The organism is Curtobacterium sp. VKM Ac-1393, from assembly GCF_015350995.1.
Classification (GTDB): Bacteria; Actinomycetota; Actinomycetes; order Actinomycetales; family Microbacteriaceae; genus Curtobacterium.
This window is the reverse complement of record NZ_JADKRW010000003.1, coordinates 226,754-252,634: the sequence shown is the minus strand read 5'-3', so window position 1 is coordinate 252,634 and position 25,881 is coordinate 226,754. Positions and strand designations below refer to the sequence as shown.

Here is a 25,881-nt window from a genome sequence, read left to right as displayed (position 1 = left end):
TGGCGTCACCACTGGCTCACAACATCGAACAAGGAGGCCTCATGGACGTACTACTCACTCCCAAGGCGGTCAGTGAGATCACGGGCGTCAGCGTGCCGGCGCTGGCTCAGATGCGATACCGCGGTACCGGCCCCGTCTACCGAGCCCTAAGCGCTCGGACGATCCGGTACCGCGAGGCCGACGTGCAGGCATGGATCGACGCGTCAGCACGGACGCAGACAGGTGAACTGCAGGAGGCCGTGTAGATGACCGCCGACACGAAGAAGGCCCCGGTGGTGCGGGAACACCGATGCGGGGCCGAATCCAAATCCCAGCACTGCTACCAGAACGGACAGGACCAGTGAACACCACAACGAAGATCGCCCGCAAGACCGAAGCGCAGGACCGTCGAATCATCTGTCGCAACTTCCGAGACGCCGCGCATCGGAGCGGCGTCCGGCCAATCGCCCTGATGAAGGCTGCCAGAGTGAAGCCCCTCCGCATGCTCCGCGCATGGACTGGGCAGCAGATATTCGTTCCCGACATGTTCCGCCTCGCAAGCGTGCTCGGCATGAGCGTCGACGACATGTTCGCCGGCACGCGTGCGAAGGAGACCCGCTGATGTTGGGCATCACACCGATCCGTCCGGAACCGGTCGCAGCGACTCTCGAGAACGCGTCCGCGGTCGAGGTGACGAACGGGTGGTCGCAGGGCGAGGGCAAGCCCCGGACCCGTCACCTCGACGTCGTGCTCCTCACTCTCAACGAGGACGGCACGCACGAGCTCGCCCGGCACATGACCCCGACCGAGGCCGAACGTCTCGCGGCTGAGCTCAACGCGATGGCGAACCGCGTCCGGCGCGTCAGCTGACCGGGCACACCACACAACTGAAGACGAAGGAGGTGACCAGGTGACCGACGCGAGATTCCCGGAACGCTACCTCAGCGACCGCAAAGTGCTGCGTCTCTCGGCGGACGAGTTCCGCGGGTGGGCGTTCGCGACCATCTGGTCCGTGTCCAACCGGACGGACGGGGTGATTCTCAGCGACGAGCTGCTGCTGGTCCCGTTCATGAAGGTCGAGACAGCGCAGAAGCTCGAAGCGTGTGGCCTGTGGATCGCCCACGGGGACGGGTGGTCGATCGCGGACTTCCCGGACACGCAGACCAGCCGGCACGACCTCGAGGTACTCGACAACATGCGCCGAGCGCAGCGAGAGAAGAAGCAGCGTCAGCGGGCCGCGAAGGCTGGCGGATCAACCGACTCACCTTCCTTCTCGGATGTACCCGGGGACAGTACCGGGGGACCTTACCCGGGGACGTCCCGGGGACGTGTCCCCGAGGACAGGACAGGACAGGAAAGGACAGGCAGGGATCAAGAGAAGTGGTTCGTGAACGACGAAACCGGCGAGATCACTGACCCTGCACCTTCCGTCTCTGCGTCCTCGGTGACCACCTGGGATGTGTCACCGATCGGTCGGAGCTGCGCCGTCTGCGGAACCTCGATGGCCGACTACCCGGACTCGATGAAGGTGTGCGCTGCCCAGGACGACGAACACACGAAGTACCGGACACAGAACGGATGGGCCGCATGACCTCCCGGGACAACCACGACCTCGACGTCACTCCCTACGACGTGCGCCTGCAGCGCTACCGCCGGCACGCACGTCGGTGGGAGCAGCGAGCCAAGGCGAAGGAACGCAAGCTCGCCGACGCCCGCCGCACCATCAGCTCGCTCGTCGACCAGCTCGACGCGATCGCTGACCAGCTCGACAACCTCACCACCCGCCTCAACCGACAGGAACCGTGATGCCCCAGCCCCCCAGCGACGACCAGATCCAGCATTGGCTCGACACCGCCGACGACAACCCCGACGAGTACACCCCCGAGCAGATCGCGAACCTCGCCCGAGGCCGCGACAAGAACGCGAAGTAAGGACACCCCGCATGGACACCAGCACCCGCGCACGCGAAGAAGAGAAGAGCATCGTCCTCGGCGACTGGATCGAGGCGCTCGACGAGCTCGGCATCGACACGACCAAGGCGCTCAAGGAGGAACACGGCCTGCTCGACCAGCAGAGGACCCTGCACCAGCACTACCTCCGCTTCCGTGACGACCAGAGCAAGGGCCTCACCGCCGCAGCGACGAACGTCATGAAGACCGCCGGCGACTACGACAGCTTCGCCAGCACCCTCGCAACAGCCGCGATCGCCACCGACACCTCCATCATCGACCGCGCACAACAGATCGCAGCGCTCGCCAGGGAGTCCGCAGCGCAGAGCGCGTTCAACCACTTCCGACGCCGAGGGGAGGGGACCTACGACATCATCCGGGGGGTGTTCGAAGAGACCCGGGACGCCATCATCCGGGATGGGGGCAACGTCCCGGACGGGGTCGTCGACCTCGACAGCGCCGCCCGCGCCGGAGTCGAGTCGGAGTGGCTGCGCCTCGAGGCCCTCGTCGAGCGGTGGGACAGCATCCTGCAGCTCATCGAGTCCTGGTACCTCAACGGTGTGTTCGCTACCGATGGCCGCAACCTCGAGAACTACAACGCGTGGATGTTCGTCTTCGCCGACTACCAGCAGGCCATCGACACGTACGGCGTCGGCATCCTCGCCACCGTCCGCCAGGTCATCAACTGCGAAACGCGACTGCTCACCATCACCGAAGTCGACGAGCTCGAGTCGACCAAGGCGAAGAAGGCAACGCCTGACGAGCAGCGCGCAGCGCACTGGCGACAGCGGCAGGCCGACGACGAGGCCGCCGCGATCCTCCGCGCTGAGTGGGAAGCGCAGGGCATCAGCCCGCGGCTCGCAGCGGCATCAGCCAAGCGCGCCCGCTGACCCACCCGATGCCCTCTCTCGGCTCAGCGGAACCCGGGTACCCGTCCGGCCTGCTGAGCCGGGAGGGATGCCGGAGACCCGGGGTGCCAGCCCGGGCACCGGGCACCCCCAACGCCCGCCCACGCTGCAGCACCTGGGCAGGTGCCAGCCCCACCACCGCACCAGCCCAGCGCCACACGGCCAGCACACCAGCCCAGCACCACAACCAGGGCAGGCAGTCAGCCAGGGCGCACACCAGCAGCGTGTAGGCAGCCCACCCACGCAGCCTCAGCACGCGAGGCCGACAACTCCAACCACGACAACCGTCGCCGACCTCGGGTACAGCCCACCACATCAGGCAGACCCCACCCCGGGGGGGGGGGGAGGGGAGGGCGAGGGGTCCAGCCCACGCAATGAACGAAGAACAAGAAGAACACGAACACCTCGAGGTCATGGCCACCAACGCATCACCTCGTGTCGGCACCAACGCGAAGCAGCAGCACAGCCAGCCGCACGACGGGCTGACAGGACCACAAACGGTCCCCGCGAGCGTCACCCCGAACCACGGCCGAACGACCCGCCCACGGCCCGCTCAACGCCAGTCAGCCGACCCGGGGCCACCACCCCCTCCCCCCGGGTCCGTCCTGGTCGTAGAGGTGCTGTGGCTCTCCCCGTGTACGGGTCTGGGGTTTTCCCCGCATGACCTGTCTACCCCTTTCCTTCTCCCCGCCTTCGGCCTGAATTCGGGGCCTCATCTCACTCCGCTGGACCCAGGGCCGTACGCGGCCACCAGCCTCGAAAACCGTTACTTGACCAGAAAGGCCACCTCATGGGCACGAACGCCGGGACGCCGGGACGCGTTCAGCGAACCAGCTTTGCTCAGGGGGTTGCCGGCCTCAGCATGAACGATGGCAGCCACTACAACGCGGACGCCCAGCGGCGCATCGGCCGAGGGATGTTTGACGCGTTGCGTCGCATCGCCACGGGAGCGTCCGACCCTCTCCTGCCAGCAGCTCCCGGGCAGGTCGCCGGACTCGCCGCTACCCCGTCCGCTTCGTCTGCAGCGATCACCTGGACGGCGACAAACCTGGCGACTGCCTACGCGATCGAGTACCGCGTCGCAGGCTCGTCTACGTGGGTGCGCGCAGGAAGCGCCGCCGGCTCGTCATACACGCTGGCAGGACTGACCCCGAACACGGCGTACGAAGTTCGGGTGTCGGCCATGAACACGGGCGGCGTGGGCACACCGAGCGCCGTCGCATCGTTCACCTCCAGTGACGTTCCAGCGGTCACTGACTCCTTCAACCGCGCCGACAACCCGACCACCCTCGGCGCGGCAGAGACTGGCCAAGCGTGGACGCCGAACGCGACTGTCTGGGGCATCGTCAGCGGGAGCGCGTCCATGCTTTCCGGATCGAACGGTCGAGTCACGGTTGAGTCCGGACGAGCGAATGGCACGGTGCAGGCCAAGTTCGCCTCTCTCAGCACTGGCTCGAACCACGGACGCTTGCTGTTCCGAGGTGACTCGAGCGTCAACTACTGGATGGTGCAGCTCCGTGTCACCGGCGGGGTTCCCGGGAAGTACCAGCTCTACAAGAGCGTGAACGGGACGCTGACGCAGGTCGGATCGGATTCGGCCGCCGCTGGCGTCGCTGGCGACGTCGTCAAGGTGGTCATGGCCAGCGACAGCGTCACCGTGGCGGTCAACGGTGCAACCGTCATCACCGCGACGGACTCGTTCAACAGCACCGCGACCCAGCACGGGCTCGCTGCGGTGGGCAACGGACCGACGTTCAAGAACTTCTCGGTCACCGCGTAACGACAAGGCCCCCTCGGTTTCCTTCGGGAGCTCGAGGGGGCGTTCCTTACGAAATCCGAAGCCTGCGTTCCTTGACGAAGCGCTGAAACTCCTGCGCCTGAGCACCAAACTCGTCGTTCTTGATGAACCACTTCTTCGCGTCTCGGCTCACGGCGTCGATCACGTCGCTGATCACCCGTCGCTTCGCTGCCACGTCGAGGTGGTAGATCGGTTCGTGGTGAGCAACTCGGTTGCGGAAGTCGTAGGTGATGCCGAGCCACTGCGCCAACGTGTCGGTGGTCGTTCGATCCTGCCGGCCGGGGAACGCATGGGTGAGTGCCTCATCCCAGATCCGCTGCTTGGCCATGTGGGGTTTTCGGCCAGGTGGCAAGTACCGCCAAGCGCCGAAGCTCATCTGCGCGAGCACGTCGTCGTGGCCAACAGTGCGGCCGGACTTTCGGAGAGCCTTCGACGCCTTGCTAGCGGCGTCGGTCAGGTCCCTGCCATCGTCGTAGAAGCAGGCTTTCAGCATTGGTGCTGGATGGAGCGTCCAGTCCTCCGTGCCGACAGCCGTCTGGTTCCACGCGCGGAGCTGCTGATCCATCGCGTTGCGCACGATCACCTCGCACATCTGGATCGCTTTGAACGCTCCACCAGCGAGTCTCAGGTTGAACTCGTAGAGATCTGCGGCAAGCTCCGCATCGTTCCGACTGTGCTTGAGGTACTTGCCGAAGCGTGGCTCGCTGACGAGCGTGGCAAGTTTGGCGTTCACAGGTGCAGCGTAGTAGCGTCCCTTCCGAAGACGCGAGTTCATCCGACGCGTTTACGCTCGAAGTTGCCCGTCAGCCATGTTGCTGGCGGGTGCTTTGCGTTTGCGGGACGTTTCTCCGTCTCACTACGTCCCGCCACACCCACACCCACGCGCACTCGGCCGCCTGCGAGAAAACCCCCACTCGACGAGGACCGCTCGCTCCGTATACGCGATGAGGCTCCTCGCCTGGGTGACCTTCCCCGAGCGCTCTCTCGAGGTCGAGGCGCCCTCTGGCACCGAACCTCGCAGGCGTGCCCCGCTTGGGGGCGTCGAACTGCGGCTGTTCAGCCTGTACGTTCCCCGAGGTGGGGATCACTCACCAGTGACCCGATCAGGAGACCCGACATGACTGACACCACCCCCGCGACCCAGCAGGCCTACTCGAACGCCCGTCCGCAGAAGCACATCGGTACTGCGTACAAGTGGATCTTCTTCTTCGGCATCGTCGGTGCTCACCGGTACTACATGGGCAAGGTCGGTACCGGCATCCTCTACACGTTCACCGCCGGCCTCTTTGGCATCGGCGTCCTCGTTGACGTCTTCACCCTCGACGGCCAGGTCATTGATGTGAACGAGAAGAACTCCGTCACGCCGACTCTGCGCTAGCGCGAGCAGCGCACCGAGCACTCTGAGCGCCGGCCCGAGCGCCCACCTGTTACGACGTCGCCTGGCATCCCGCGACGGTAACGGGGCACCTCTGACACGGCCGCGGCGTTCGATGGGCCGCATGAGACAACCCCGAGGCGAAGGGTCGATCTGTCGCGTACCGGCCGACCCCAACAAGCCGCTCGTGTACTGGCAGGTCGCACTCGACTTCCCTCGTGTCGAGGGTCGGCGGAAGCGCGTCATGCTCCGATCGCGCGACTACGACACGGCTCTCCGCAAGCTGGCGATCTTGAAGCTGCGTCGCGCCGAGCTCACGCCGCGACCGCCCACTCCCGCTGAGCTTCCACCGCCGCCATCCCTCATCCCGAGCAGCTCACTGACTGCCTGGCTCCGGTACTGGCTGGCCGAGATCGTCGACCATGAAGTGCGCCCGCGGACGGCCGAGACCTACCGATCCCTCGCGCGCCTGTACATCGAGCCATCGATCGGCGCACGCGACCTCGTGGACCTCACCGCCGCGGACGTCCGCGAGCTCCACAGACACATGCGGGATGCTGGCCTCGCTGCGTCCACCGTGCTGCAAGGCCACCGAATCCTCGCCATCGCACTCAAGCAGGCCCACCGCGAGGGGTACACCCACCGAGACGTCGCCGCCCTTGTTCGGCCGCCGAGACCTTCACGCCCGAAGCTCGACGTTCTCCGCCGGTCTGACGCTGCCTTGATCCTCGACGCTGCTCGGGGCACTCGGCTCGAGTCGCGATGGGTCGCGGCACTCCTCACCGGTGGCCGGCAGGGCGAACTACTCGGCCTCGAGCTCGACCGCGTCACGGACCACCTTGATCTGTCGTGGCAGCTGCAACGCTTGACCTGGCAGCACGGATGTAGATGGCTGTGTGGTCAGGCCCGCGGCTCCGAATGCCCGGAACGGCGAGTCACAGCGCCCTCAGACCACGAGATGCGTCACGTCGTGGGCGGGCTCTGGATGACCCGCCCGAAGTCTGCCGCCGGCGACCGAAGGGTGCCCCTCGTGGAGCCGCTTCGTTCCCTGGTTCGCAACCGCATGGAGGCAGCCCAAGCGGAGCCGAATCCGTACGGCCTTCTGTGGACGTCGGGAACGGAACGCTCCCTCGGCATGCCGATCGACGCGTCCGTCGACAACAAGGCGTGGCACGTGCTGCTCGAGCGGGCCAGCGTCCCGCAGGTCCGGTTGCACGACGCCCGCCACTTCGCCGTCGACCTCCTCTACGCTGCCGGTGTGCCGGAAGTCGTCGCCATGGAGCTCATCGGCCACTCGTCCGTCGTGATGACGCGGCGCTACCGCTCCGGTTCGAGCTCGGAGACTCTGGCAGCAGCCATGGAACGCAGTAGTCAGGCGTTGCGCGAGACTCGCCCGCCACACTGAGCGACGACCGAACGCTCTGTGCCCACAATTTGCCCACACCACCACGTGATTCACGCACATCGTTGTGATCGAGGAGTGTCCTACGTTGCCGTTTTTCCAGCGATCTGAGGCGTCTGCCGCGCAACCACGGGACGGTGGGGCGGGTTCGAATCCCACACCCTCCGCCATGGACACCCGGTTGCGCCTGCTCCGCGTCGACGACGCGGCGACGCTCGCCGCCGTCATCACCGCGAGCGCCGAGCACCTGCGTCCGTGGGAGCCGACCCGGGCTCCCGCGTACTTCACCGAGCAGGGCCAGCATGATGTCATCGTGCAGTCGCTCGCTGCGGAGCGCGCCGGCACCGCGGTCCCGTTCGTGATCGAGTCGGCCGACGGTGAACTGCTCGGGCGCATCACGCTGAGCGGCATCACGCGCGGCGCTCTGCAGTCCTGCGCGATGGGGTACTGGATCCGCGCCGACCGAACCCGACAGGGCCACGCCTCCCGCGCCGTCGCCGCTGCTGCCGCCCACGCGTTCGACGTCCTCCGACTCCATCGGGTGCAGGCCGAGACCCTGCCGGAGAACGTCGGGTCGCAGCGCGCGCTCGAGTCCGCGGGGTTCACCCGCTACGGCTTCGCGCCGGAGTACATCAAGATCGACGGCGCCTGGCGCGACCACGTCATGTTCCAGCTCCTCGCACCACCGCCTGCCACGCGGCGGACACTGTGATCGAGGTCGTCGAGTACCAGCCGTCGTGGCCCGAGCGGTTCGCGGTGCTGCGGGACGCGTACGCCGCAGCGCTCGACGCCGCCGGCGCTCGGTATCGGAGCATCGAACACGTCGGCAGCACCTCGGTGCCGGGTCTCGCAGCGAAGCCCGTCATCGACGTCGACATCGTGGTCGACGCCGGCGACGTCACGGCTGCGGTCGCAGCGCTGACCGCGATCGGCTTCGAACCTCGGGGAGACCTCGGTGTCCCAGACCGGCAGGCCTTCCGGACACCGGAGCGCTTCGCCCCGAGCAACACCTACGTCGCCACCGCCGGGTCGCTCTCGCTCCGCAACCACCTCGCGGTCCGAGACGTGCTGCGCGCCGACCCGGTGCTGCGCGATGAGTACGCCGCCGTGAAGCGCCGCGCGGCCGCCGAGGCGCAGGACATCGACGAGTACATCGAGCGCAAGAGCGACGTGCTCAGCCGTGTCCTGGCCGCCGCAGGCATCTCCGTCGAGGAGCGCGCCGCGATCACCGAAGTGAACCGCGACATCACCGGCAGAGGCGCCCGCGGTTGAGTTCGCTCACTCCGCCGCGTGTGTTCGTCGTCTCCACGTGTCTGCCCGACGGAGCGCCTCCTCGGCGATCAGCTGGACCTCTGCTGGGTCGTCCGGAAGCGTCATGCTGTGGTCGCCGTACGCTTCTCGCGCGATCGCCACGAGTTCTTCGGCGGTCCTCACGTCGAGGTCGACGATCAGACGGTTGAGGTCTGTCCGGTCCTTCGGGCGGGACGCCGCGAGCTTCATCGCCAAGAGCCGTCGTTTCGAGGCCACGACGACCGGGCGACCGTTGATGGTGGTGTGCAGCGCTTCGGTGTCGTCACTCGGCGAGAACTCCATGAACGAGAACGCGCGGGAGTTGATCCACTCGGGGTCGAGTCGGTGTTCGGCCGCCATGGCTCGCGCTTCGACGAGCACCTCGTCCATCGGTTGGAACAGTCCGTCGATGTCGGGGGTCACTTCGTCGCGGCCGAGGTGCACGGCGACAGCGGCTCCTCCGACGATGTAGGTCTCGACCTCGACGCCGCGGCCAGCCAGTCGCTCCAACAGCTCACCGAGGAGGTCGACGACCTCAGCGCCGCTGAGGAGACGGTAGTCCTCGGTCATGCGGCCTCGAGGTCGCCTTCGCGAAGCAAGATGTTCTTCCGGAGGAAGAGATCGGGCGTCCGTTGCTTGATGAACGACCGCCATTCGAGTGAAGCCTCGGCGTCGCCATCCCAGAGCCATTCGCGATCGAGCGGACGGAGCTCGAGCATCCACGTCGGCGGCTGGGTCCCGTGCCGGAGGAGCGCGTACGCGTACGCCGTGGTCAGGAGCGCGTCGTAGTGCTCATCGCCGACGGTCGGAGCCCGCTCCGTCACACCTGGATCAACTGGTGTGCCGGGAGCGGCGTGCAGGATGCGACTGACCGCATCGGTCAGAGCCCGATCGGCCGCGGCGACGTGGCCGATCCGGAGCGCGTCACGGATGAGCTCCGCTGCCCTCGACAGTGGGATCAACAGTGCGTTCCCGGCCATGGTCGAATTCTATGTGTCCGTCCGGTCTCGCCGGCACTCGATCACGCGGACGGTTCCGGTTCGTGGAACCGCGGAGGGGCTGAACCGGAACCGCCGGATGGATCAGGCGGTCGCGAGCATCGGGTACAGCGCCGTCAGCGAAGCGCTGAGCCCGGCACGCACGTCACGGCTGACCTGGTCCGCCAGGACCTCGTGCTCACCGGCCTCGACGGCGTCCCAGATGAGCCGGACGATGTCGGCCGGGTCGGACTTCTCGACGTCGAGCCCCGCGGTCATGCCGGTGTCGGTGTAGCCGAGGTGTGCGCCGACGACCTGCGTTCCCTGCGGTGCGAGCTCGAGGCGCAGGGAGTTCGTGATCGACCAGAACGCGGCCTTCGACGCCGAGTACGCGCCGGCGAGGGCGACCCAGCTCAGTGCCGAGTGCACGTCGATCAGCGCACCGCCGCCGATCGAGGGGGCGAAGGCCTTGGCGACCCGGAGTGCACCGAAGACGTTCGTCGCGAAGATGCGCTCGACCTCCTCGACCGAGGTCTCGACGAGCGGGTCGGCCCCGGCGATCCCGGCGTTGTTCACCACGACGGTCACGTCGGCGGCGGCACGAGCGGCGGCGTCGACACTCTGCTGGCTGGTGACGTCGAGGGCGAGCGGCACGATGCGCTCGTCGTCCCAGGTGCGCGGGGTGCGGGCGGTCGCGTAGACCTTGGCGGCACCGCGGTCCAGGGCCTGCTGGACGAACTCGGCGCCGAGGCCGCCGTTCGCTCCGGTGACGAGGACGACGGCATTGGTGAGGTCGGTCATGAGGGGCTCCAAACGAAGAAGTTGAGTGCGGAAATCGAACCTAGCACGTTGTGTCCGGAAATCGAACCCAGCTAGGATGAACGCATGCTCGGCATCCTCGGTGGCGACGAGCGCTGCCCCATCGCACGGTCCCTCGACGTCCTCGGCGAGAAGTGGACGCTCATGATCGTGCGCGACGCCCTCGCCGGCTCGACGCGCTTCAGCCAGTTCCAGCAGAGCCTCGGCGTCCCGCGCGAAGTGCTCACGGCACGGCTGGCGTCACTCGTCGACGGGGGAGTGCTCGAGCGCACGACCTACAAGCCAGAGGGCGCGCGAGCGCGCGAGGAGTACGTCCTCACCGACGCCGGCCGCGACCTCTCGCTGGTGCTCCTGGCGCTCGGCGGCTGGGCGGACCGGTACCGGCCCACGGAGCTGACCTCGGACCTGCGCTTCGTCGACACCGAGAGCGGCGAGGCGGTCGAGGCCGCCGCCGTGACGCGCGACGCGCGGCTGCCCGTCCCGACCGCGCGCCTCAGCGCCGTCATGGAGCACGCGTCCTGAACGCGACCAGCTGACGGCCTGGAGGCTCTTGGTCGCGCCGCCCCGCGCCTCCCGTCCGCTGGTGGGTACGTCAGCGACGCACGTCGCACCCGCAACTCGCGCCCAGGACTAACTCGGCGGGCACCAGGTCACGGTGCCACTGGTTGTCCGCGTCGAGTCCGAGCACGCGGTCGACGGCGGCGGTCGCCATCGTCTCGATGGGCTGCCGCACCGTCGTGAGCTGCGGGTTCGTGTAGTCCGCTTCGGCACCGCCATCGAACGACACGATCGCGACGTCCTCTGGTGCGCGCAGGCCGAGTTCCCAGAGCGCCCGCAGGACGCCGACGGCCTGCATGTCCGAGCTGACGAAGACTGCGCGGGGTCCGGTCCCGTCCGCGAACATCCGGAGGCCGGCCTCGTAGCCGCCCCGTCGGGTGAAGTCGCACCGCACGATCGGGCCGTCGGGCAGGCCGGCGTCGCGCAGTGCCCGCATCCAGCCCTGCTCGCGGAGTTCCATCGAGCCGGCGTGCCCCATGACGAGGCCGATCGACCCGTAGCCGTGCTCGACCAGGTGCCTGGTGCCGTCGTACGCGCCACGCAGGGCGTCGACGCCGATGCTCGCGTAGTCGGGGACCTCGAAGAAGGTGTTGAGCAGGACCATCGGGATGCCCGGGTCCGTCACGGTGGACAGGTCCGGATGGGTCATGATGCTCGTGACGATGATGCCGTCGACCTGGCGGGCGGACAGGCTGCGGAGCCGTTCGCGCTCCTGGGTGGCGTCGCCGTCGCTGTTGGCGAGCAGGACGTCGTAGCCGCGGGCTGCGGCGGCGTGGGTGACCTCGACGGCGAGCTCGGACCAGAAGGGGTTGTCGAGCTCGGGGACGATGAGGCCGAGCATCTTCGACGACCCGGTGCGCAGGGCCTGGGCGCTGGCGTTCGGGCGGTACCCGAGGACCCGGATGGCGTCGCGGACCCGGGCGGCGGTGGCGGCCGCGACGGGGCGGGGGCCGTCGTGCACGACGTAGCTGACGACGGAGGTGCTCACGCCGGCGTACCGGGCGACGTCGGCTCGGGTGACCGCCCTCGGGTTCGTCGGGACGGTCACGGGTGCCACCTTCGTCGTGTCGGAAGCCGCGTTCGGGTGCCGGCCCGTGCGGACCGACACCCGAACACCACTTGCTATTCGCTGGCGATACTAGACGAGGGTGCCGCCGAGGCCGTCTCCGGGGCGTCGCCGAAGTCGGGCACCTCGAGGCGTTCGCCGCCCTGCAGTGCCGACTGGTGGGCGATGATGCCGGGCAGTGTGAAGCGTGCGGCGGTCCAGGCGTTCACCGGCGGCAGGGTCCGGTCGACGACGGCGCGGACGAAGTCGTCGGCCAGGAACTGGTGCGAGCCCTCGTGTCCGGTCGGCACGCCGGCGTACTCGGCGGGCAGGCGGTCGGTGTCGTGCACCTCGGCGTACCCGGACACGAACGCGTCGCGCAACGAGGGGTCGACCCCGGCGAGTCGCGGGTCGTCGAGGTCCATCGTCGCCTGCGTGTTGATCTTGTCGCTGATGTCGTGCGAGTCCTCCTTGTCCTGCCAGACGCTGGTCTTGGCGAGCTGCTCGAAGCTGGCCTCGGTGCCGAAGTAGCGGAAGCGGGACTCGCGGATGTGCGACGGGTAGCCGACGCGGCGCATCTCGTTGATGCGCATGACGCCGCCGTTGTCGAGCTCGAACAGGGCCGTGGCGTTCGAGAAGTCGTTGTCGAACTGGCTGACGTCCTTGTCGAAGACCCCGTCGCCCCGGTCGTCCTTGACGCCGATGCAGCTGACGCTGACCGCGTGTCCGGGGATGGCGCCGAGGACGCCGCCGACCGAGTGGGTCGGGTAGAGCATGGGCGGGTAGCTGGCGGTGCGCTTCCAGTCGTCGCCGCCGCTGAACTGGTACGCGGCGTAGAACCCGAGGTCCATGTCGTGCACGTAGTCGCCCTCGGAGTAGAAGACCCGGCCGAAGGCGCCGTCGGCGACCTGCTTGCGGGCGAACACCGTCGCGGGGTTGTAGTAGCTCGTCTCGCCCATCATGTAGGTGAGCCCGGTCTCGCGGACGGCCTCGATGATGTCGCGGATCTCGTCGACCGAGATCGCCATCGGCACCGCCGAGTAGACGTGCTTGCCGGCCCGGAGCGCCTTGACGACGAGGGGGCCGTGCGTCCAACGCTGCGTGAAGATCGCGACGGCGTCGACGTCCGAGGCGAGCACGGCGTCGAAGTCCGCGAAGGTGCCGTCGAGGTGCTGTGACTCGACGAGCTCCGACGCACGGTCGTCGACGAGGTCGGTCACGAAGACGCGGTCGACGTCCGGGTGGAGCTTGAACAGCTTCGCGAACTGGGGGGCGAACTGGCCCGCTCCGACCATTCCGACAGAGATCATCAGTGACCTTTCCAAGGTGGGGGATGCGTCGCCGGGCAGGTCGCGCCGATGCGATCGAACGTCATCCTGACACAATTGTCTACACGTGACAACCCCGGATGCAAACGGGAAAATAGCCTCTTGCCACCCGGTGTCCCCACGTGTAGATTCCCGGCTCACGGACTGCTGCACGTCAGTCCACCGCAGACGAAGGAGTCGCGATGGCCACCGAGAGCCCAGTGTCGTCACCCTTGACGACCGCCAGCACGAGACGGAGGAGTCGGCCAGCCGACCTCCCGCTCGCCAGCACCACCGCCCCACACCGTCGCCGTCCCAGGAACGACCTGTGGCTCGCGCTCGTCTTCATCGCCCCGGCCGCGATCGGCTTCGTGGTCTTCCTCGCCTGGCCGACCGTGCGGGGCATCTACCTGAGCTTCACGTCCTACAACCTGCTCACCGAGCCGGAGTTCACCGGGCTGCAGAACTACGCCCGGCTCGTGCAGGACTCGATCTTCTGGCGCTCGATGGTCGTCACGATCGAGTACGTGCTCATCAACATCGTCATCCAGACGGTCGTCGCACTGTTCATCGCGGTGATGATGCACCGCCTGACGAAGTCGACCTTCGTGCGCGGCATCGTCCTGGCGCCGTACCTGGTGTCGAACGTCGTCGCGGCGCTGGTCTGGCTGTGGATCCTCGACACCCAGCTCGGCATCGGCAACGAGATGCTCGCGGCCCTCGGCCTCGACCGCATCCCGTTCCTGCAGAGCGACGTCTGGGGCATCCCGTCGATCGCGCTCATCAACGTGTGGCGGCACGTCGGCTACACAGCGCTGCTGATCTTCGCCGGCCTGCAGTCGCTGCCCGAGACCGTCTACGAGGCCGGCCGCATCGACGGAGCCAGCGAGTGGAAGATGTTCTGGCGCATCACGGTGCCGCTGCTCCGCCCGATCCTGTCCCTGGTGCTCATCATCACCGTGATCGGGTCGTTCCAGGTGTTCGACACCGTCGCGGTCACCACGCAGGGCGGCCCCGCGAACGCCACGAACGTCGTGCAGAACTACATCTACAACCTGGCGTTCGGCCGGTTCCAGTTCGGCTACGCGTCCGCGGTCTCGGTCGCGCTCCTCATCGTCCTCAGCATCATCACGATCATCCAGTACCGCCTCACCCGCTCGGGTGAGTCGGACCTGGACTGAACGGAGCGCCGCACCATGACCACGACCCTCACCCGTTCCGTCACCACGAAGCGTCCGCCCCGTCCGGGAGCCGGCCACCGTCGCCGTCCGTCGGTCGGCCGCGTCCTCGCCTGGGTCGCGATGACCATCGTCATCGTCGTCACCCTGTTCCCGTTCTACTGGATCCTGCGCACCGCCCTGTCGTCGAACGGTGCGATCAACTCCGACCCCACGTCACTGCTGCCCGTCGGGTTCAGCCTGGGTGGGTTCGAGCGCGTCCTCGGCCTGCAGTCCACCGAAGAGGCCCTGGCGCAGGGTGGCTCCGGCGCCGCCCTGAACTTCTGGCGGTACCTGCTCAACTCCGTGATCGTGTCGACGCTCGTCACGGTCGGCCAGGTGTTCTTCTCCGCCGCTGCCGCGTACGCCTTCGCCCGGCTGCGCTGGCCCGGACGCGACAAGGTCTTCGGGGTGTTCCTCGCCGGCCTGATGGTGCCCGCGATCTTCACGCTGCTGCCGAACTTCACGCTCATCAAGCAGCTCGGGCTCGTCGACAACCTGCTCGGCATCGCGTTGCCGACGATGTTCATGACGCCGTTCGCGGTGTTCTTCCTGCGGCAGTTCTTCCTCGGCATCTCCAAGGAGGTCGAAGAAGCGGCGCTCATCGACGGCGCCGGCAAGGTCCGGGTGTTCTTCCGGCTCGTCATCCCGATGGCCGCCGCACCGATCGCGACGCTCGCCGTGCTGACGTACATCACGAGCTGGAACGACTACTTCTGGCCGCTGATGGTGTCGTACACCGACAGCTCGCGGGTGCTCACCGTCGCGCTCGGCGTCTTCAAGTCGCAGTCCCCGCAGTCCGGCACCGACTGGGCCGGCCTGATGTCCGCGACCCTCGTGGCGGCGCTCCCGATGATCGTGCTGTTCGGCGTCTTCGCCAAGCGGATCGTCAACTCCATCGGCTTCTCCGGGATCAAGTAGGAATCCATGACGCACTCCATCTCCCGCCGCGCACTCTTCGCCGGCGGCGCCTCCGCCCTCGCCCTCGGCGCCCTCGCCGCGTGCTCGTCGCCGAGCCGGGGCACCGCCTCGACGAGCGGTGCCCGCACCGTGAGCTACTGGCTCTGGGACTCCAACCAGCTGCCCGCCTACCAGCAGGTCGCGAAGGCGTTCCACCGCGAGAACCCCGACATCACGGTGCAGATCACCCAGCTCGGGTGGGCCGACTACTGGACCAAGCTGACGGCCGGGTTCATCGCCGGCACCGCCCCGGACGTCTTCACCGACCACCTGACGAAGTTCCCGCAGTTCTCCGACCTCGACGTGCTGTACAAGCTCGACGAGCTCGACGCGACGAAGTCCATCCGCGACGACGACTACCAGTCCGGCCTCGCCGAGCTGTGGAAGGGCCAGGACGGCCACCGCTACGGCTCGCCGAAGGACTGGGACACCATCGGGATGTTCTACGACCGCGGGGCGATGCAGAAGGCCGGGGTCTCCGACGACGAGCTCGCCACGCTCGAGTGGAACCCGGACGACGGCGGCTCGTTCGAACGGATGCTCGCGCACCTGACGATCGACTCCAAGGGCCGTCGGGGTGACGAGCCCGGGTTCGACAAGGAGAACGTCGAGGTCTACGGCATCTCGTCGAACGGATCCGGCGGCGACGGGTTCGGCCAGACGCAGTGGTCGCCGTTCACCGGGTCGACCGACTGGTTCTACACGAACGAGAACCCGTGGGGCGACGAGTTCCGCTACGACGAGCAGACCGTGCAGGACACCCTCGCCTGGTACTACCGCCTGGCCGACAAGGGCTACATGGCGAAGTACGGCGTCTTCTCGACGACGACCGGTCCGGACGTGCAGCTCGGCGCGGGCAAGTGCGCGCTGTCGTTCAACGGCTCGTGGATGATCGGCACGTACCTGAACATGAAGGACCTCGACATCGCCGTCGCCCCGACGCCGATCGGGCCGACGGGCAAGCGGGCGTCGATGTTCAACGGGCTGGGCGACTCGATCACGAAGCAGGCGAAGGACCCGGAGGCCGCGGCGAAGTGGGTCGCGTTCCTCGGCACCGACACCGCCCAGGAGATCGTCGGTCGTGCGGGTGTGGTGTTCCCGGCCCGACCAGCCGGCACCGAGGCGGCAGTGGCGTCGTTCCGGAAGCGCGGGCTGGACGTGTCGGCCTTCACCCGGCAGGTCGAGGAGCAGACGACGTTCCTGTTCCCCGTCACCCGCAACCCGGCGGACGTGCAGGCACTGCTGCAGCCCGCCTTCGACAACGTCTACGCGAACGGCAAGCCGATCTCGACGTTGACCGGCGTCAACGAGCAGGTCAACAACCTGCTGGCGCTCACCTGAGCGCGCAGGTCACCTGACGCGGTCTGCCGCGACCACAGGCGGACGGGAGGCGCGGTGTCGGCTGGCACCGCGCCTCCCGTCCGTCACCGGTCACGTCGGACGACCGTCACAGGTCGTGCAGTTCCCGGTCGCGGAACCACTTGAGCAGCCATGCGGCGCTCGTCCGGTCGAACGACCGCGGGAAGTCGGTCCCGCCGGACAGGAACGGGCTGAAACCCGGCTCCGTGTGGACGTCCGCGTCGTCGAGCGAGCGGTACGCCATCGACCAGCCGTCGAACCGTCGACGCTCGATGTCCTCGCGGATGAGCGACTTCACCTCGCCGTGCCGCGGATCACGGCTGATGGCGGCGAACCGGTCGTCGACGCTCCACGCCGGACCCTCGAGCAACTGCATGAACCGCCCGCCCTTCACGACGAGCAGTCCGGAGACGCCGAGGGCCTCGTTGCGGAGCCGTGAGTCGTCCAGCAGCGTCGCCAGGGCACCGTCGTCGAAGGGGACGACGGCACGACTCATGTAGACGATGGAGACGAGCACGGGTCCATCTTCGTGGGACGGGCCTGATTGCGCGAAACGGATGTCCGCAGAACGCCCCCGGGGATCAGTCGGCCGGCAGTTCGTGGGCCGTGACGTCCTCGTTGCGCTTCTTGCGCCACGGACGTGCGGGGGTGTCCGGACCGTCCCAGACCAGGATCGCGCCCCACGCCGCGGCGAGCAGCGGGACCGAGATGATGGCGCCGGTGATGCCGGCCAGCACGGTGCCCGCGGTCAGGCCGATCAGGATGACCAGGCCGTGCAGCTTCAGCGTGCGACCCATCAGGACCGGCTGCAGGAAGTTCCCCTCGAGCTGGTTCACCAGGATCACGATGCCGACCACGATGAGCGCCTGGACCGGGCCGAGCGCGACCAGGGCGACGAGCGCGGCGAGGATGCCGGCGGCGGTCGCACCGACGATCGGGATGAAGGCCGTGATGAAGACGACGACGGCCAGCGGCAGCGCGAGCGGGACGCCGACGATCGCGATGCCGACACCGATGCCGATGGCGTCGACGGCGGCGACCGAGGCCGTGCCGCGGACGTACCCGCCGAGGGTCGAGACCACGCGGTCACCGACCCGGCGTGCCCGTGCGTAGCGCTCACCGGTGAACGGGCGGAGCAGGAACGCCCAGATGCTGGGGCCGTCCTTGAGGAAGAAGAACAGCACCACGATCATCAGTACGAGGCCGGTCAGGAAGTTCGCGGTGGCCGAGGCGCCGGCCAGCGCACCGGAGCCGAACTGCGCACTCGTGACGAAGTCGGTGACCGTCGCGACGGCGTCGTCGACCTGCTTGTCCGAGATCGAGAACGGCAGGTTCTTCGCGAAGTCCTGCAACTGCTGGAACCCGTCGACCGCCGACTTCTGCAGCTGGGACCACTGGTTCTCGACCGCGACGACGATCAGCCAGGCCAGCAGACCCAGCACGACGAGCACGCCGAGCAGCACCGCCAGGGTCGCGAGCACGGACGGCACTTTGTGCTTGCGCAGCCAGGACACGACCGGGTGCATGGCCGAGGCGATGATGAGCGCCAGGAGCACCGGGATCGTGACGACGCTGAGGACGCTGCCGGCGTAGACCACGCCGGCGATGACCACGACGACGATGATCACCTGCAGGCACCGGGTCGCGAGTCGGCCGGTCGAGTCGGACCACGCCGCCTGGATCTTCGAGGGGGTGGTCGGCTGGGGGCTGTCGCGGAAGAACGGCATGGGAACGACCGTACCGATCAGTGGGGCGGCGCGCCCGGACCCGCGCTCCGTGCCGCGGATCAGGCGGAGACGGTCCGCCGGACGTCGGCGTCGCGGGCGGCGGGGGCGACGACGAAGGCCGCGACGAGCAGGACGAGGGGCACGACCATCGCCGCCTGCAGGCCGAGGTGCTCGCCGACGAAGCCGAGCAGTGGCGGCCCCACCAGGAACGCGATGTACCCGGCGGTGGCGACGACCGACACGCGGCGGTCCCCGTCGGTCGGGTGGTCACCAGCGGCGGAGATCGCGAGCGGGAACCCGAGGGCGATGCCGAGCCCCCACACGGCCGCGGCGATCGCGGTGACGACCGGGCTGGGGGACACGACCACGAGCAGGACACCGACGGCACCGACCGCGGCGCAGAGCCGGACGACCCGCCCCCGCCCGAGCCGCGTGACGAGCGGGGTGCCGGCCGACCGGCCGATGAGCATGGCGAGGGCGAAGCCGGTGAACACGAGCGAACCGACGGCTTCGGGAGCGTCGTGATCGGTGGTCATCAGGAGCGGCAGCCAGTCGCTGGCTGCACCCTCGGCGAAGGCCATGGCGAGTGTGATCACCGCGATGAGGGCGAGCTGCACGGTGAGGACGGAGCGGCGGGTGGTCGTGCTGACGCGGGAAGCCGCGGTGGCGGTGTCGTCGGGGTTCTGCGTCGCCGTCGCACGCGGCAGCGGCTGCAGGTTCAGGGCCGCGAAGGCGGCGAGTGCCGCCATCACCGCAGCCCCCACGAGCAGGTGCACGACCACCGGTGTCCGGGCGGCCGTCATCGCGATGCCGACGACCCCGCCGACGACGGTGCCCAGGCTGAAACAGGCGTGCAGCACCGGCACCACCGGACGTCCGAGGTGCCGTTCGACCGCGGCCGCCTCGACGTTCAGCCCGATCTCGGCGACCCCGGACCCGAACCCGATCAGGAACAGCCCCGCCCACACCCCTGCCGGCACCTGCGCCGGGGCCAGCAGGGCGACGAGGACCATCCCGACGACGGGCAGCGCGCCGCCGAGCAGGATCAGTGGTCGCGTGCCGAGCCTTCGGACGAGCGCACCGGCACCGAGGATCCCGATCATCGACCCGATCGACAGCCCGAGCAGCACCAGGCCCATCGCCTCGATCGACGCCCCGAGCTCGTCGCGGATGGCGGGCGTCCTGGTCACCCACGTGGCGATGCCGAAGCCGGTCATCGTCGACGTGGCGAACAGGGCCCCTCGAGGGTGCCGGGTCATGGGTCCATCTGATCGGTCCACCGACCGCCCGTCAAGGGCAGCCGCGCTCGCCGACGGGCGTCGTGCCCGGTGCCGCCTAGGATCGGGCACATGGCGACCGTCCTCCTCGTCCGACACGGACGCACCACCGCGAACGCCACGGGCGTGCTCGCCGGACGCACCGCCGGCGTGCGACTCGACGCAGTCGGCCGGGGGCAGGCCGAACGGACCGCCGTGCGCATCGCCGCCGTGCCGGTCGTGGCCGTGGTGTCGAGCCCCCTCGAGCGGTGCCGGCAGACCGCCCGCGCGATCCTGGACCGGCAGCCCCACGCACCGGTGTCGACGATCGAACGGGCGATCACCGAGGCTGACTACGGCGACTGGCAGGGGCGGAAGCTCGCCGACCTGGCGAAGGAGCCGCTGTGGCGGACGGTGCAGGCGAACCCGAGCGCCGTGGTGTTCCCCGGCGGCGAGTCGATGCAGACCATGCAGTCCCGCGCGGTCGCAGCCGTCCGACGCATCGACGCCGAGGTCGAGGCGGAGCACGGGCCCGGTGCGGTCTGGGTCGCGGTGAGCCACGGCGACATCATCAAGTCCGTCCTCGCCGATGCGTTCGGCATGCACCTCGACCTGTTCCAGCGCATCGGGGTGGGGCCGGCCTCGGTGTCCGTCGTGCGCTACGGCGAGCACCGTCCAGAGGTGGTCGCGACGAACACCGAGTCCGGCGACCTCTCGTGGCTCGCCAGCGCTGCGGCACCGAGCGGGGACGCCGCCGTCGGGGGTGGGGCCGGTCATCCGGAGGCTCCGTCCGGGACGGGTCCTGCCAGACCCTGAACGGGCGCAGGCCGGCCCTCCTACAATGCGGGTATGCCCTCCATCGTCCACGGCTTCGACTGGCCGGACCGCCTCGTCGTCGGCACCATCGGCCGTCCGGGCGAACGCACCTTCTACCTGCAGGCCCGCTCGGGCAAGCGGGTCACCAGCGTCACCCTCGAGAAGGAGCAGACCGCCGTGCTCGCCGAGAAGATCGACGAGCTGCTCGACGAGGTCGCCACGGTCGAGGCGAACCGGTTCAGCGTGCCCGACACCGCGCCCGTCGAGCTCCGCGACCCGGAGCCGCTGGACCAGCCGGTCGAACCCGAGTTCCGCGCCGGCGCCCTGAGCCTGGGCTTCGACCCGTCGACCGCGCAGGTCGTCATCGAGGCGTACCCGATCGACGACGACGACGTCGAGATCGTGTCCGAGGAGAGCGAGGACGGCATCGAGATCGAGGCCGTCGTCGAGATCCCCGAGCCCGACGAGCTCTTCCAGGTCAAGATCCCCGTCGGCACCGCACGGGCGTTCGTCGAACGCACCCGTGAGATCGTCGCCGCTGGTCGTCCGCCCGGCGACGCATGAGCGACGGCTCGCTGAGCATCACGGCGCGGATCCGCGAGGCGTCGAACGCCACGTTCCTGGCCGACCTCGACGGTGACGCCGTCGTCTACAAGCCCATCGAGGGCGAGCGTCAGCTCTGGGACTTCCCCGACGGCACCCTGGCCGGCCGCGAGGTCGCGGCGCACCTGGTGTCCGAGGCGTTCGGGTGGGGGATCGTGCCACCGACCTGGCTCGGGGACGGCCCGTTCGGCCCCGGCATGGTGCAGCGCTGGCAGACGGTCGACCCCGACCAGGACGCCGTCGACCTGGTCGCGCCCGAGGATGCCGAGGCGGACGGGTCGCAGTGGCTCCCCGTCCTCGAAGCGATCGACGAACACGACCAGCCGGTGACGCTCGTGCACGAGGACTCCGAGGCACTGCGCCGGATGGCCGTGTTCGACGTCGTCGTCAACAACGCCGACCGCAAGGGCGGGCACGTGCTGGCGATGTCCGACGGGCACCGGTACGGCGTCGACCACGGGTTGGCCTTCCACGTCGAGCACAAGCTCCGCACGGTGCTGTGGGGCTGGATCGGGGAACCGCTCGGGCCGGACGAACTCGAGGGACTCGACCGGGTCTCGGAGGCGCTCCGTGGCGACCTGGGGGACGCGCTCGCCGAGCACCTGACCCCGGCCGAGGTCGACACGCTCCGTGCGCGCTGCGCGGCGCTCCGCGCGGTCGGCATCTTCCCGCCGCCGCCGGGCCACGGTCCCGCGGTGCCGTGGCCGCTGTTCTGAACGAGGGTGATGGGGTCGGCGGGTCCCGTCGGGTCCGGAACCCACCGACCTGCCCGCGTCCTTGATCCGCGGACGCGGGCACCCAGGGGGTCCGCGGAGCGCGCCGTTGTGCTCCGGGACCCCGTGGGGCTCGACCGGTCGAGCACGGATCAGGTGCACTCGGCCAGCCGCTTCCGGCACACCGACGACGTCGGTGCGGGAAGATCGGTCACGGCGGCCGGGGTCTGGGGCAACTGTGGTGGCGCTCAGCATACGACTGCGGGGGCGCGCGCAACAGCCCTCAGCGCGATCGTTTCACCGCAGCTCGTCGCCGAACAACGCTCCGCCACGCCGCGACCCCAGGTACGACCCCACGACGGCGACGCCGAGGTCGTCGTTCTCCGGGGCGACGACCGATCCGTCCACCCGCTTGGCCATGGCGTCGATGAACCGTGCCAGCCCCGGGTCGTCGCCGAGCCGGAAGAACGTGGTCTGGGCGCCGAGGCGTCCGGCGTTCTCGAGTTCCCGCACGGTGAGCGCGATGGTCACCGGGTCCGGCGGGTAGTCGAACCACACCTGCCCGTTCGGCTCGAGGTGCGACGTCGGTTCACCGTCCGTCACGATGAGCAGCACGGGTTGGGCGGTGGGGTGCTTCCGGAAGTGCCGGTTCGCGAGCAGGAGCGCGTGGTGCAGGTTCGTGCCCTTGTCCCACATCGCGTCGAGCCCGACGAGCTGTTCGATGTCGACCACCTCGGCTTCGCGACCGAACGCGATGAGCTGTAGGTCGTCGCCGCGGAACCGGGTCGACACCAGGGTGTGCAGGGCCAGGGCCGTGCGCTTCATCGGGACCCAGCGGTCCTCCATCGCCATCGAGAACGACGTGTCGACGAGCAGGGCGACGCACGCCTGGGTGCGGGCCTCGGTCTCCTGTACCTCGACGTCGTCGATGGTCAGACGGACGCCGGGGCCCTCCCGACCAGAGGCGGCGGTCCGGGTCAGCGCGTTCGTGATCGACCGGGTGACGTCCCACGGCTCGGTGTCGCCGAACGCCCACTGCCTGGTGGCGCCGGACGGTTCGCCGGACGCGCCGGACTGCCGGAGGTCCCGCGCGCCCTGCCGACCCGACATCCGTTCAGCGACGTCACGGAGCAGGCTCTTGCCGAGCTGCCGCATGGCCTTCGGGGTGAGCCGGAGCTGTCCGTCCGCTCCGCGGCGCATCGCCCCGGAGTTCCGCAGGGCCTTCTCGAGCTGCTGCAGGGTCTTGGCGTCGACCGCGGCCTCGGCGCCGAGCTGCCGGCTCAGGGCGTCGAGGTCCAGGTCGTCGAGTTCTGATCCCGGGCCAGACTGTGCGAGTTGGTCGGCCAGGGCATCGAGGTCGGCGATGTCCTGGAACACCCCGGTACCGTCGCCGAGTCCGAGTCCCTGCTCGCCGTTTATGCGCTCCGAGCCACCCCAGTCCTCACCGGGGCGGAGCGACCGCAGGTTCCCGTCGAGCTGGGACAGCTGCCCCATCAGGTCGGGTGAGCCGAAGGCCTGCTGGGCGAGGGCGTCGAGTTCGTCGCGCTGCTCCTGCGTCATCGAGTTCCGCATCCGCTGGGCTGCGGCGGCCCGGGCGGCGAGGTCGTCGAGGAGTTCGTCGACGGTCGCGGGGTTCGACGGGAAGGACGCTCCGTGCTCGCGCATGAAGTCGTCGAACTGCTGCTGGGTGTCCTCGCCGCGGGCGTGCGCCTCGAGCAGGGCGTTGAGGTCCTGCATCATCGCGCTGACCGCTGCGCGGTCCTCGGTCCGTGGCGCCCTCGAGGGCCTGCTTCATGCCCGCGAAGCGCTGGTCGAGCACTTCTCGGCCGAGCAGGTCCTTGATCTCGTCGAACTTCTGCCGGGCCTCGCGGCTCGTCCAGTCGTAGTCGCCGAGTTCCTGCACGGCAGCGGCCGGTGACGGGGACAGGCTGTCGAGCTGCATCTCGGCCAGGGCACGGTCGCCGTCGTCGAGGTCGACGTTGCGGGCGAGTTCGCCGCGCTCGGCACGCAGGGCCTGGTCGAGCAGATCGCGCACCTGCTGCAGGGTGCCGTCGAGGTTGTTCTTCGCGGTGAGCTCCCGGCGTCGTTCGGCGACCTTGCGGGCGAGGTCGTCGAGGCCGCGCTGCGTCCGGCCGCCGCGGCGCAGGAACTCCCGCATCGCGCGCTCGGGCGAGGTGCCGGCCATCACGTCCTGCCCGATGGCGTCGAGCGCCTCGGCGAGGTCGGCCGGAGGGGCCAGCGGATCGGGACCGTCGTGGTACTTCCCGTACAGCGCTGCGGCGCCGTAGCGGGTGTCCCGCGTCAGCCGACGGTTCCGCCTAGCCATAGACGGCTTCGCCCCCGCCGGACTCCTTGCTGATGCGGCGTGCGAGGAAGAGCCCCTCGAGTGCGAGTTCGATCGCACCCGCACGCTCGCCGTCGTTCGTGGCCCCGAGCCGCTCGCACACCTGGTCGTACAGGTCGGACTCGCCGATCGACGGCAGCCCCTCGAGGAACGCCCGCGCACCGACCTGCTCGCCCGTGGTCACCATCGTGCCGCCGTCGAGCGCCTCGACGAGCACACCGAAGTCCAGGCCGCGGAACCGGGCCCGCACCGTCTCGGCCGTGGCGGTGCGCAGCAGGTGCGCGAGGACCTCGTCCGCCCGGTCCTCTTCGCCGTTCTCGAACTCGATCTTGCCGCCGAGCACGTCGACCGCCGTCTCCAGGTCGATCGGCCGCGCGACCGCGTCCGGCTCGCCCTGGCGCGCAGCACGGTGCACGGCCGCCGCGGCGACCGTCTCGGCCCCGGCGATCGCGAACCGTGCGCTGACACCACTGCGCTGGTCGACCGCGCTCGACCCACGGAGCGCGCGGGTGAACCGGGCGAGGATCTCGATGATCGCGTCCGGCACCTCGGCGGTCAGCTGCGCTTCCTGCCGGATGACGGCGACCTCGTCGTCGAGCTCGATCGGGTAGTGCGTCCGGATCTCGGCGCCGAAGCGGTCCTTCAGTGGCGTGATGATCCGTCCGCGGTTCGTGTAGTCCTCCGGGTTCGCGCTCGCGACGACGAGCACGTCGAGCGGGAGCCGGAGCACGTAGCCGCGGATCTGGACGTCGCGTTCCTCCATCACGTTGAGCATCGCGACCTGGATGCGTTCGGCCAGGTCGGGCAGCTCGTTGATCGCGACGATGCCGCGGTGGCCGCGGGGGATCAGCCCGAAGTGGATCGTCTCGGGGTCGCCCAGACTGCGTCCCTCCGCCACCTTCATCGGGTCGACGTCGCCGATCAGGTCGGCCACGCTCGTGTCCGGGGTCGCGAGCTTCTCGACGTAGCGGTCGTCACGGTGCCGCCACGAGATCGGCAGTGCGTCGCCGAGCTCTTCGGCACGGCGGGCGCTCGCGGTGGTGATCGGTTCGTACGGGTGCTCGCCGAGCTCGGAGCCGGTGATCACCGGGGTCCACTCGTCGAACAGCCCCTGCAGGGTGCGGAGCAGACGGGTCTTGCCCTGACCGCGCTCGCCGAGCAGGACGACGTCGTGGCCGGCGATGAGGGCGCGTTCGAGCTGCGGGATCACGGTGGTCTCGAAGCCGTGCAGCCCGGGCCACGGATCGGTGCCGTCTCGGAGTGCGGTGAGCAGGTTGTCGCGGATCTCGGCGCGGACCGTCTTCTGGACGTGTCCAGAAGCGCGGAGCTCGCCGACCGTGTGGATGTCGGGTCGGGTCACGTTCTGGACGTTACGCCGTTGCGGACGGGAGGCGCGGTGCCAGCTGGCAGCGCGCCTCCCGTCCGCTTGTGGGTTTCCATAGCAAGCGCAATGATTGAGACTCCGGCATCGGAGCCGGA

General features: G+C 69.0%; 29 protein-coding genes and 1 pseudogene. 19 read left to right on the top strand and 11 right to left on the bottom strand.

What is annotated here, in order from left to right; genetic code table 11:
- Positions 1 to 41 precede the first annotated feature (41 nt).
- The 8 genes from ITJ59_RS08345 (at position 42) to ITJ59_RS08315 (ending at position 4,616) form a co-directional block, all read left to right on the top strand.
- On the top strand, positions 42 to 245 hold the full coding sequence (locus ITJ59_RS08345) for a helix-turn-helix transcriptional regulator (RefSeq protein ID WP_194650641.1): 204 nt from the start codon (positions 42 to 44) through the stop codon (positions 243 to 245).
- A gap of 95 nt (positions 246 to 340) precedes the next feature.
- Complete coding sequence (locus tag ITJ59_RS08340; RefSeq protein WP_194650640.1) at positions 341 to 601, top strand: hypothetical protein; 261 nt, start codon at positions 341 to 343, stop codon at positions 599 to 601.
- Positions 601 to 849 (top strand): hypothetical protein, encoded by a 249-nt coding sequence (locus tag ITJ59_RS08335; RefSeq protein WP_194650639.1) that lies wholly within the window; start codon positions 601 to 603, stop codon positions 847 to 849. The genes ITJ59_RS08340 and ITJ59_RS08335 overlap by 1 nt, the downstream gene beginning before the upstream one ends.
- Before the next feature lie 40 nt (positions 850 to 889).
- A complete protein-coding gene (locus ITJ59_RS08330) occupies positions 890 to 1,570 on the top strand; it encodes a hypothetical protein (protein WP_194650638.1) in 681 nt (226 codons plus the stop codon).
- On the top strand, positions 1,567 to 1,785 hold the full coding sequence (locus tag ITJ59_RS08325; RefSeq protein WP_194650637.1) for a hypothetical protein: 219 nt from the start codon (positions 1,567 to 1,569) through the stop codon (positions 1,783 to 1,785). The genes ITJ59_RS08330 and ITJ59_RS08325 overlap by 4 nt, the downstream gene beginning before the upstream one ends.
- Positions 1,785 to 1,910 (top strand): hypothetical protein, encoded by a 126-nt coding sequence (locus tag ITJ59_RS19390; protein ID WP_267238360.1) that lies wholly within the window; start codon positions 1,785 to 1,787, stop codon positions 1,908 to 1,910. The genes ITJ59_RS08325 and ITJ59_RS19390 overlap by 1 nt, the downstream gene beginning before the upstream one ends.
- A gap of 11 nt (positions 1,911 to 1,921) precedes the next feature.
- Positions 1,922 to 2,818: a hypothetical protein gene (locus ITJ59_RS08320; RefSeq protein WP_194650636.1), complete on the top strand. Its 897-nt coding sequence runs from the start codon at positions 1,922 to 1,924 to the stop codon at positions 2,816 to 2,818.
- A gap of 808 nt (positions 2,819 to 3,626) precedes the next feature.
- A complete protein-coding gene (locus tag ITJ59_RS08315) occupies positions 3,627 to 4,616 on the top strand; it encodes a fibronectin type III domain-containing protein (protein ID WP_194650635.1) in 990 nt (329 codons plus the stop codon).
- A 46-nt stretch (positions 4,617 to 4,662) separates the two neighbouring features.
- Here ITJ59_RS08315 and ITJ59_RS08310 read toward each other — a convergent pair whose 3' ends face one another.
- Complete coding sequence (locus ITJ59_RS08310; protein WP_194650634.1) at positions 4,663 to 5,367, bottom strand: Abi family protein; 705 nt, start codon at positions 5,365 to 5,367, stop codon at positions 4,663 to 4,665.
- Between the two features lie 384 nt (positions 5,368 to 5,751).
- On the opposite strand from ITJ59_RS08310, the gene ITJ59_RS08305 reads away from it, so the two are divergent.
- The 4 genes from ITJ59_RS08305 to ITJ59_RS08290 all read left to right on the top strand — a co-directional run bounded on the left by ITJ59_RS08305 (position 5,752) and on the right by ITJ59_RS08290 (position 8,683).
- Complete coding sequence (locus ITJ59_RS08305; RefSeq protein WP_194650633.1) at positions 5,752 to 6,012, top strand: TM2 domain-containing protein; 261 nt, start codon at positions 5,752 to 5,754, stop codon at positions 6,010 to 6,012.
- Positions 6,013 to 6,196: 184 nt separating this feature from the next.
- On the top strand, positions 6,197 to 7,414 hold the full coding sequence (locus tag ITJ59_RS08300) for a tyrosine-type recombinase/integrase (RefSeq protein WP_194650632.1): 1,218 nt from the start codon (positions 6,197 to 6,199) through the stop codon (positions 7,412 to 7,414).
- Positions 7,415 to 7,580: 166 nt separating this feature from the next.
- Positions 7,581 to 8,123, top strand: coding sequence for a GNAT family N-acetyltransferase (locus tag ITJ59_RS08295; protein ID WP_194650631.1), 543 nt, complete (start codon positions 7,581 to 7,583; stop codon positions 8,121 to 8,123).
- Complete coding sequence (locus tag ITJ59_RS08290; protein ID WP_194650630.1) at positions 8,120 to 8,683, top strand: GrpB family protein; 564 nt, start codon at positions 8,120 to 8,122, stop codon at positions 8,681 to 8,683. The genes ITJ59_RS08295 and ITJ59_RS08290 overlap by 4 nt, the downstream gene beginning before the upstream one ends.
- A gap of 6 nt (positions 8,684 to 8,689) precedes the next feature.
- Here the strand turns inward: ITJ59_RS08290 and ITJ59_RS08285 are convergent, their stop codons facing one another.
- The 3 genes from ITJ59_RS08285 to ITJ59_RS08275 form a co-directional block, all read right to left on the bottom strand.
- Positions 8,690 to 9,271: a DUF6036 family nucleotidyltransferase gene (locus ITJ59_RS08285; RefSeq protein ID WP_194650629.1), complete on the bottom strand. Its 582-nt coding sequence runs from the start codon at positions 9,269 to 9,271 to the stop codon at positions 8,690 to 8,692.
- Positions 9,268 to 9,681: a hypothetical protein gene (locus tag ITJ59_RS08280; protein WP_194650628.1), complete on the bottom strand. Its 414-nt coding sequence runs from the start codon at positions 9,679 to 9,681 to the stop codon at positions 9,268 to 9,270. The genes ITJ59_RS08285 and ITJ59_RS08280 overlap by 4 nt, the downstream gene beginning before the upstream one ends.
- A gap of 102 nt (positions 9,682 to 9,783) precedes the next feature.
- Complete coding sequence (locus ITJ59_RS08275; protein WP_194650627.1) at positions 9,784 to 10,479, bottom strand: SDR family oxidoreductase; 696 nt, start codon at positions 10,477 to 10,479, stop codon at positions 9,784 to 9,786.
- Between the two features lie 84 nt (positions 10,480 to 10,563).
- On the opposite strand from ITJ59_RS08275, the gene ITJ59_RS08270 reads away from it, so the two are divergent.
- Entirely contained in the window at positions 10,564 to 11,019 is a 456-nt protein-coding gene (locus ITJ59_RS08270) for a winged helix-turn-helix transcriptional regulator (protein WP_194650626.1), read from the top strand.
- Between the two features lie 70 nt (positions 11,020 to 11,089).
- Here ITJ59_RS08270 and ITJ59_RS08265 read toward each other — a convergent pair whose 3' ends face one another.
- Together ITJ59_RS08265 and ITJ59_RS08260 are read right to left on the bottom strand one after the other, a co-directional pair.
- Positions 11,090 to 12,103, bottom strand: coding sequence for a LacI family DNA-binding transcriptional regulator (locus tag ITJ59_RS08265; protein ID WP_323749452.1), 1,014 nt, complete (start codon positions 12,101 to 12,103; stop codon positions 11,090 to 11,092).
- Between the two features lie 74 nt (positions 12,104 to 12,177).
- Complete coding sequence (locus ITJ59_RS08260; protein ID WP_416354857.1) at positions 12,178 to 13,410, bottom strand: Gfo/Idh/MocA family protein; 1,233 nt, start codon at positions 13,408 to 13,410, stop codon at positions 12,178 to 12,180.
- Between the two features lie 200 nt (positions 13,411 to 13,610).
- On the opposite strand from ITJ59_RS08260, the gene ITJ59_RS08255 reads away from it, so the two are divergent.
- From ITJ59_RS08255 to ITJ59_RS08245, 3 genes are read left to right on the top strand one after another with little or no spacing between them, the layout of a single operon-like run.
- Positions 13,611 to 14,588, top strand: a complete 978-nt coding sequence (locus tag ITJ59_RS08255) for a carbohydrate ABC transporter permease (RefSeq protein ID WP_228511256.1) — start codon at positions 13,611 to 13,613, stop codon at positions 14,586 to 14,588.
- A gap of 15 nt (positions 14,589 to 14,603) precedes the next feature.
- Positions 14,604 to 15,545 (top strand): carbohydrate ABC transporter permease, encoded by a 942-nt coding sequence (locus ITJ59_RS08250; RefSeq protein WP_194650625.1) that lies wholly within the window; start codon positions 14,604 to 14,606, stop codon positions 15,543 to 15,545.
- A 6-nt stretch (positions 15,546 to 15,551) separates the two neighbouring features.
- Positions 15,552 to 16,925: an ABC transporter substrate-binding protein gene (locus ITJ59_RS08245; RefSeq protein WP_194650624.1), complete on the top strand. Its 1,374-nt coding sequence runs from the start codon at positions 15,552 to 15,554 to the stop codon at positions 16,923 to 16,925.
- A 106-nt stretch (positions 16,926 to 17,031) separates the two neighbouring features.
- On the opposite strand, the gene ITJ59_RS08240 is transcribed toward ITJ59_RS08245, so the two are convergent.
- The 3 genes from ITJ59_RS08240 to ITJ59_RS08230 all read right to left on the bottom strand — a co-directional run bounded on the left by ITJ59_RS08240 (position 17,032) and on the right by ITJ59_RS08230 (position 19,929).
- Positions 17,032 to 17,460, bottom strand: coding sequence for a BLUF domain-containing protein (locus ITJ59_RS08240; protein ID WP_194650623.1), 429 nt, complete (start codon positions 17,458 to 17,460; stop codon positions 17,032 to 17,034).
- A 64-nt stretch (positions 17,461 to 17,524) separates the two neighbouring features.
- Positions 17,525 to 18,670, bottom strand: a complete 1,146-nt coding sequence (locus ITJ59_RS08235) for an AI-2E family transporter (RefSeq protein ID WP_194650622.1) — start codon at positions 18,668 to 18,670, stop codon at positions 17,525 to 17,527.
- A 59-nt stretch (positions 18,671 to 18,729) separates the two neighbouring features.
- Entirely contained in the window at positions 18,730 to 19,929 is a 1,200-nt protein-coding gene (locus tag ITJ59_RS08230) for an MFS transporter (protein WP_194650621.1), read from the bottom strand.
- A 90-nt stretch (positions 19,930 to 20,019) separates the two neighbouring features.
- On the opposite strand from ITJ59_RS08230, the gene ITJ59_RS08225 reads away from it, so the two are divergent.
- From ITJ59_RS08225 to ITJ59_RS08215, 3 genes are read left to right on the top strand one after another with little or no spacing between them, the layout of a single operon-like run.
- Entirely contained in the window at positions 20,020 to 20,742 is a 723-nt protein-coding gene (locus ITJ59_RS08225; RefSeq protein WP_194650620.1) for an MSMEG_4193 family putative phosphomutase, read from the top strand.
- Between the two features lie 33 nt (positions 20,743 to 20,775).
- Complete coding sequence (locus tag ITJ59_RS08220; RefSeq protein ID WP_194650619.1) at positions 20,776 to 21,306, top strand: DUF3090 domain-containing protein; 531 nt, start codon at positions 20,776 to 20,778, stop codon at positions 21,304 to 21,306.
- Positions 21,303 to 22,061 carry an SCO1664 family protein gene (locus ITJ59_RS08215; protein WP_194650618.1) on the top strand — a complete coding sequence of 253 codons (759 nt, stop codon included), beginning with the start codon at positions 21,303 to 21,305 and terminating at the stop codon, positions 22,059 to 22,061. The genes ITJ59_RS08220 and ITJ59_RS08215 overlap by 4 nt, the downstream gene beginning before the upstream one ends.
- A 294-nt stretch (positions 22,062 to 22,355) precedes the next feature.
- Here ITJ59_RS08215 and ITJ59_RS08210 read toward each other — a convergent pair.
- Both ITJ59_RS08210 and ITJ59_RS08205 read right to left on the bottom strand, forming a co-directional pair.
- A pseudogene (locus ITJ59_RS08210) lies at positions 22,356 to 24,384 on the bottom strand (vWA domain-containing protein).
- Complete coding sequence (locus tag ITJ59_RS08205) at positions 24,377 to 25,762, bottom strand: AAA family ATPase (RefSeq protein WP_194650617.1); 1,386 nt, start codon at positions 25,760 to 25,762, stop codon at positions 24,377 to 24,379. The pseudogene ITJ59_RS08210 and the gene ITJ59_RS08205 overlap by 8 nt, the downstream one beginning before the upstream one ends.
- Between the last annotated feature and the right edge of the window lie 119 nt (positions 25,763 to 25,881).

Bases quoted from the DNA above. Each gene is read 5' to 3' on its own strand.
- ITJ59_RS08305 (WP_194650633.1), top strand. From the start codon at position 5,752: ATGACTGACACCACCCCCGCGACCCAGCAGGCCTACTCGAACGCCCGT.
- ITJ59_RS08275 (WP_194650627.1), bottom strand. From the start codon at position 10,479: ATGACCGACCTCACCAATGCCGTCGTCCTCGTCACCGGAGCGAACGGC.
- ITJ59_RS08295 (WP_194650631.1), top strand. From the start codon at position 7,581: ATGGACACCCGGTTGCGCCTGCTCCGCGTCGACGACGCGGCGACGCTC.
- ITJ59_RS19390 (WP_267238360.1), top strand. From the start codon at position 1,785: ATGCCCCAGCCCCCCAGCGACGACCAGATCCAGCATTGGCTCGACACC.
- ITJ59_RS08280 (WP_194650628.1), bottom strand. From the start codon at position 9,681: ATGGCCGGGAACGCACTGTTGATCCCACTGTCGAGGGCAGCGGAGCTC.
- ITJ59_RS08320 (WP_194650636.1), top strand. From the start codon at position 1,922: ATGGACACCAGCACCCGCGCACGCGAAGAAGAGAAGAGCATCGTCCTC.
- ITJ59_RS08285 (WP_194650629.1), bottom strand. From the start codon at position 9,271: ATGACCGAGGACTACCGTCTCCTCAGCGGCGCTGAGGTCGTCGACCTC.
- ITJ59_RS08325 (WP_194650637.1), top strand. From the start codon at position 1,567: ATGACCTCCCGGGACAACCACGACCTCGACGTCACTCCCTACGACGTG.
- ITJ59_RS08270 (WP_194650626.1), top strand. From the start codon at position 10,564: ATGCTCGGCATCCTCGGTGGCGACGAGCGCTGCCCCATCGCACGGTCC.
- ITJ59_RS08245 (WP_194650624.1), top strand. From the start codon at position 15,552: ATGACGCACTCCATCTCCCGCCGCGCACTCTTCGCCGGCGGCGCCTCC.
- ITJ59_RS08345 (WP_194650641.1), top strand. From the start codon at position 42: ATGGACGTACTACTCACTCCCAAGGCGGTCAGTGAGATCACGGGCGTC.
- ITJ59_RS08230 (WP_194650621.1), bottom strand. From the start codon at position 19,929: ATGACCCGGCACCCTCGAGGGGCCCTGTTCGCCACGTCGACGATGACC.
- ITJ59_RS08215 (WP_194650618.1), top strand. From the start codon at position 21,303: ATGAGCGACGGCTCGCTGAGCATCACGGCGCGGATCCGCGAGGCGTCG.
- ITJ59_RS08220 (WP_194650619.1), top strand. From the start codon at position 20,776: ATGCCCTCCATCGTCCACGGCTTCGACTGGCCGGACCGCCTCGTCGTC.
- ITJ59_RS08235 (WP_194650622.1), bottom strand. From the start codon at position 18,670: ATGCCGTTCTTCCGCGACAGCCCCCAGCCGACCACCCCCTCGAAGATC.
- ITJ59_RS08335 (WP_194650639.1), top strand. From the start codon at position 601: ATGTTGGGCATCACACCGATCCGTCCGGAACCGGTCGCAGCGACTCTC.
- ITJ59_RS08250 (WP_194650625.1), top strand. From the start codon at position 14,604: ATGACCACGACCCTCACCCGTTCCGTCACCACGAAGCGTCCGCCCCGT.
- ITJ59_RS08260 (WP_416354857.1), bottom strand. From the start codon at position 13,410: ATGATCTCTGTCGGAATGGTCGGAGCGGGCCAGTTCGCCCCCCAGTTC.
- ITJ59_RS08225 (WP_194650620.1), top strand. From the start codon at position 20,020: ATGGCGACCGTCCTCCTCGTCCGACACGGACGCACCACCGCGAACGCC.
- ITJ59_RS08255 (WP_228511256.1), top strand. From the start codon at position 13,611: ATGGCCACCGAGAGCCCAGTGTCGTCACCCTTGACGACCGCCAGCACG.
- ITJ59_RS08315 (WP_194650635.1), top strand. From the start codon at position 3,627: ATGGGCACGAACGCCGGGACGCCGGGACGCGTTCAGCGAACCAGCTTT.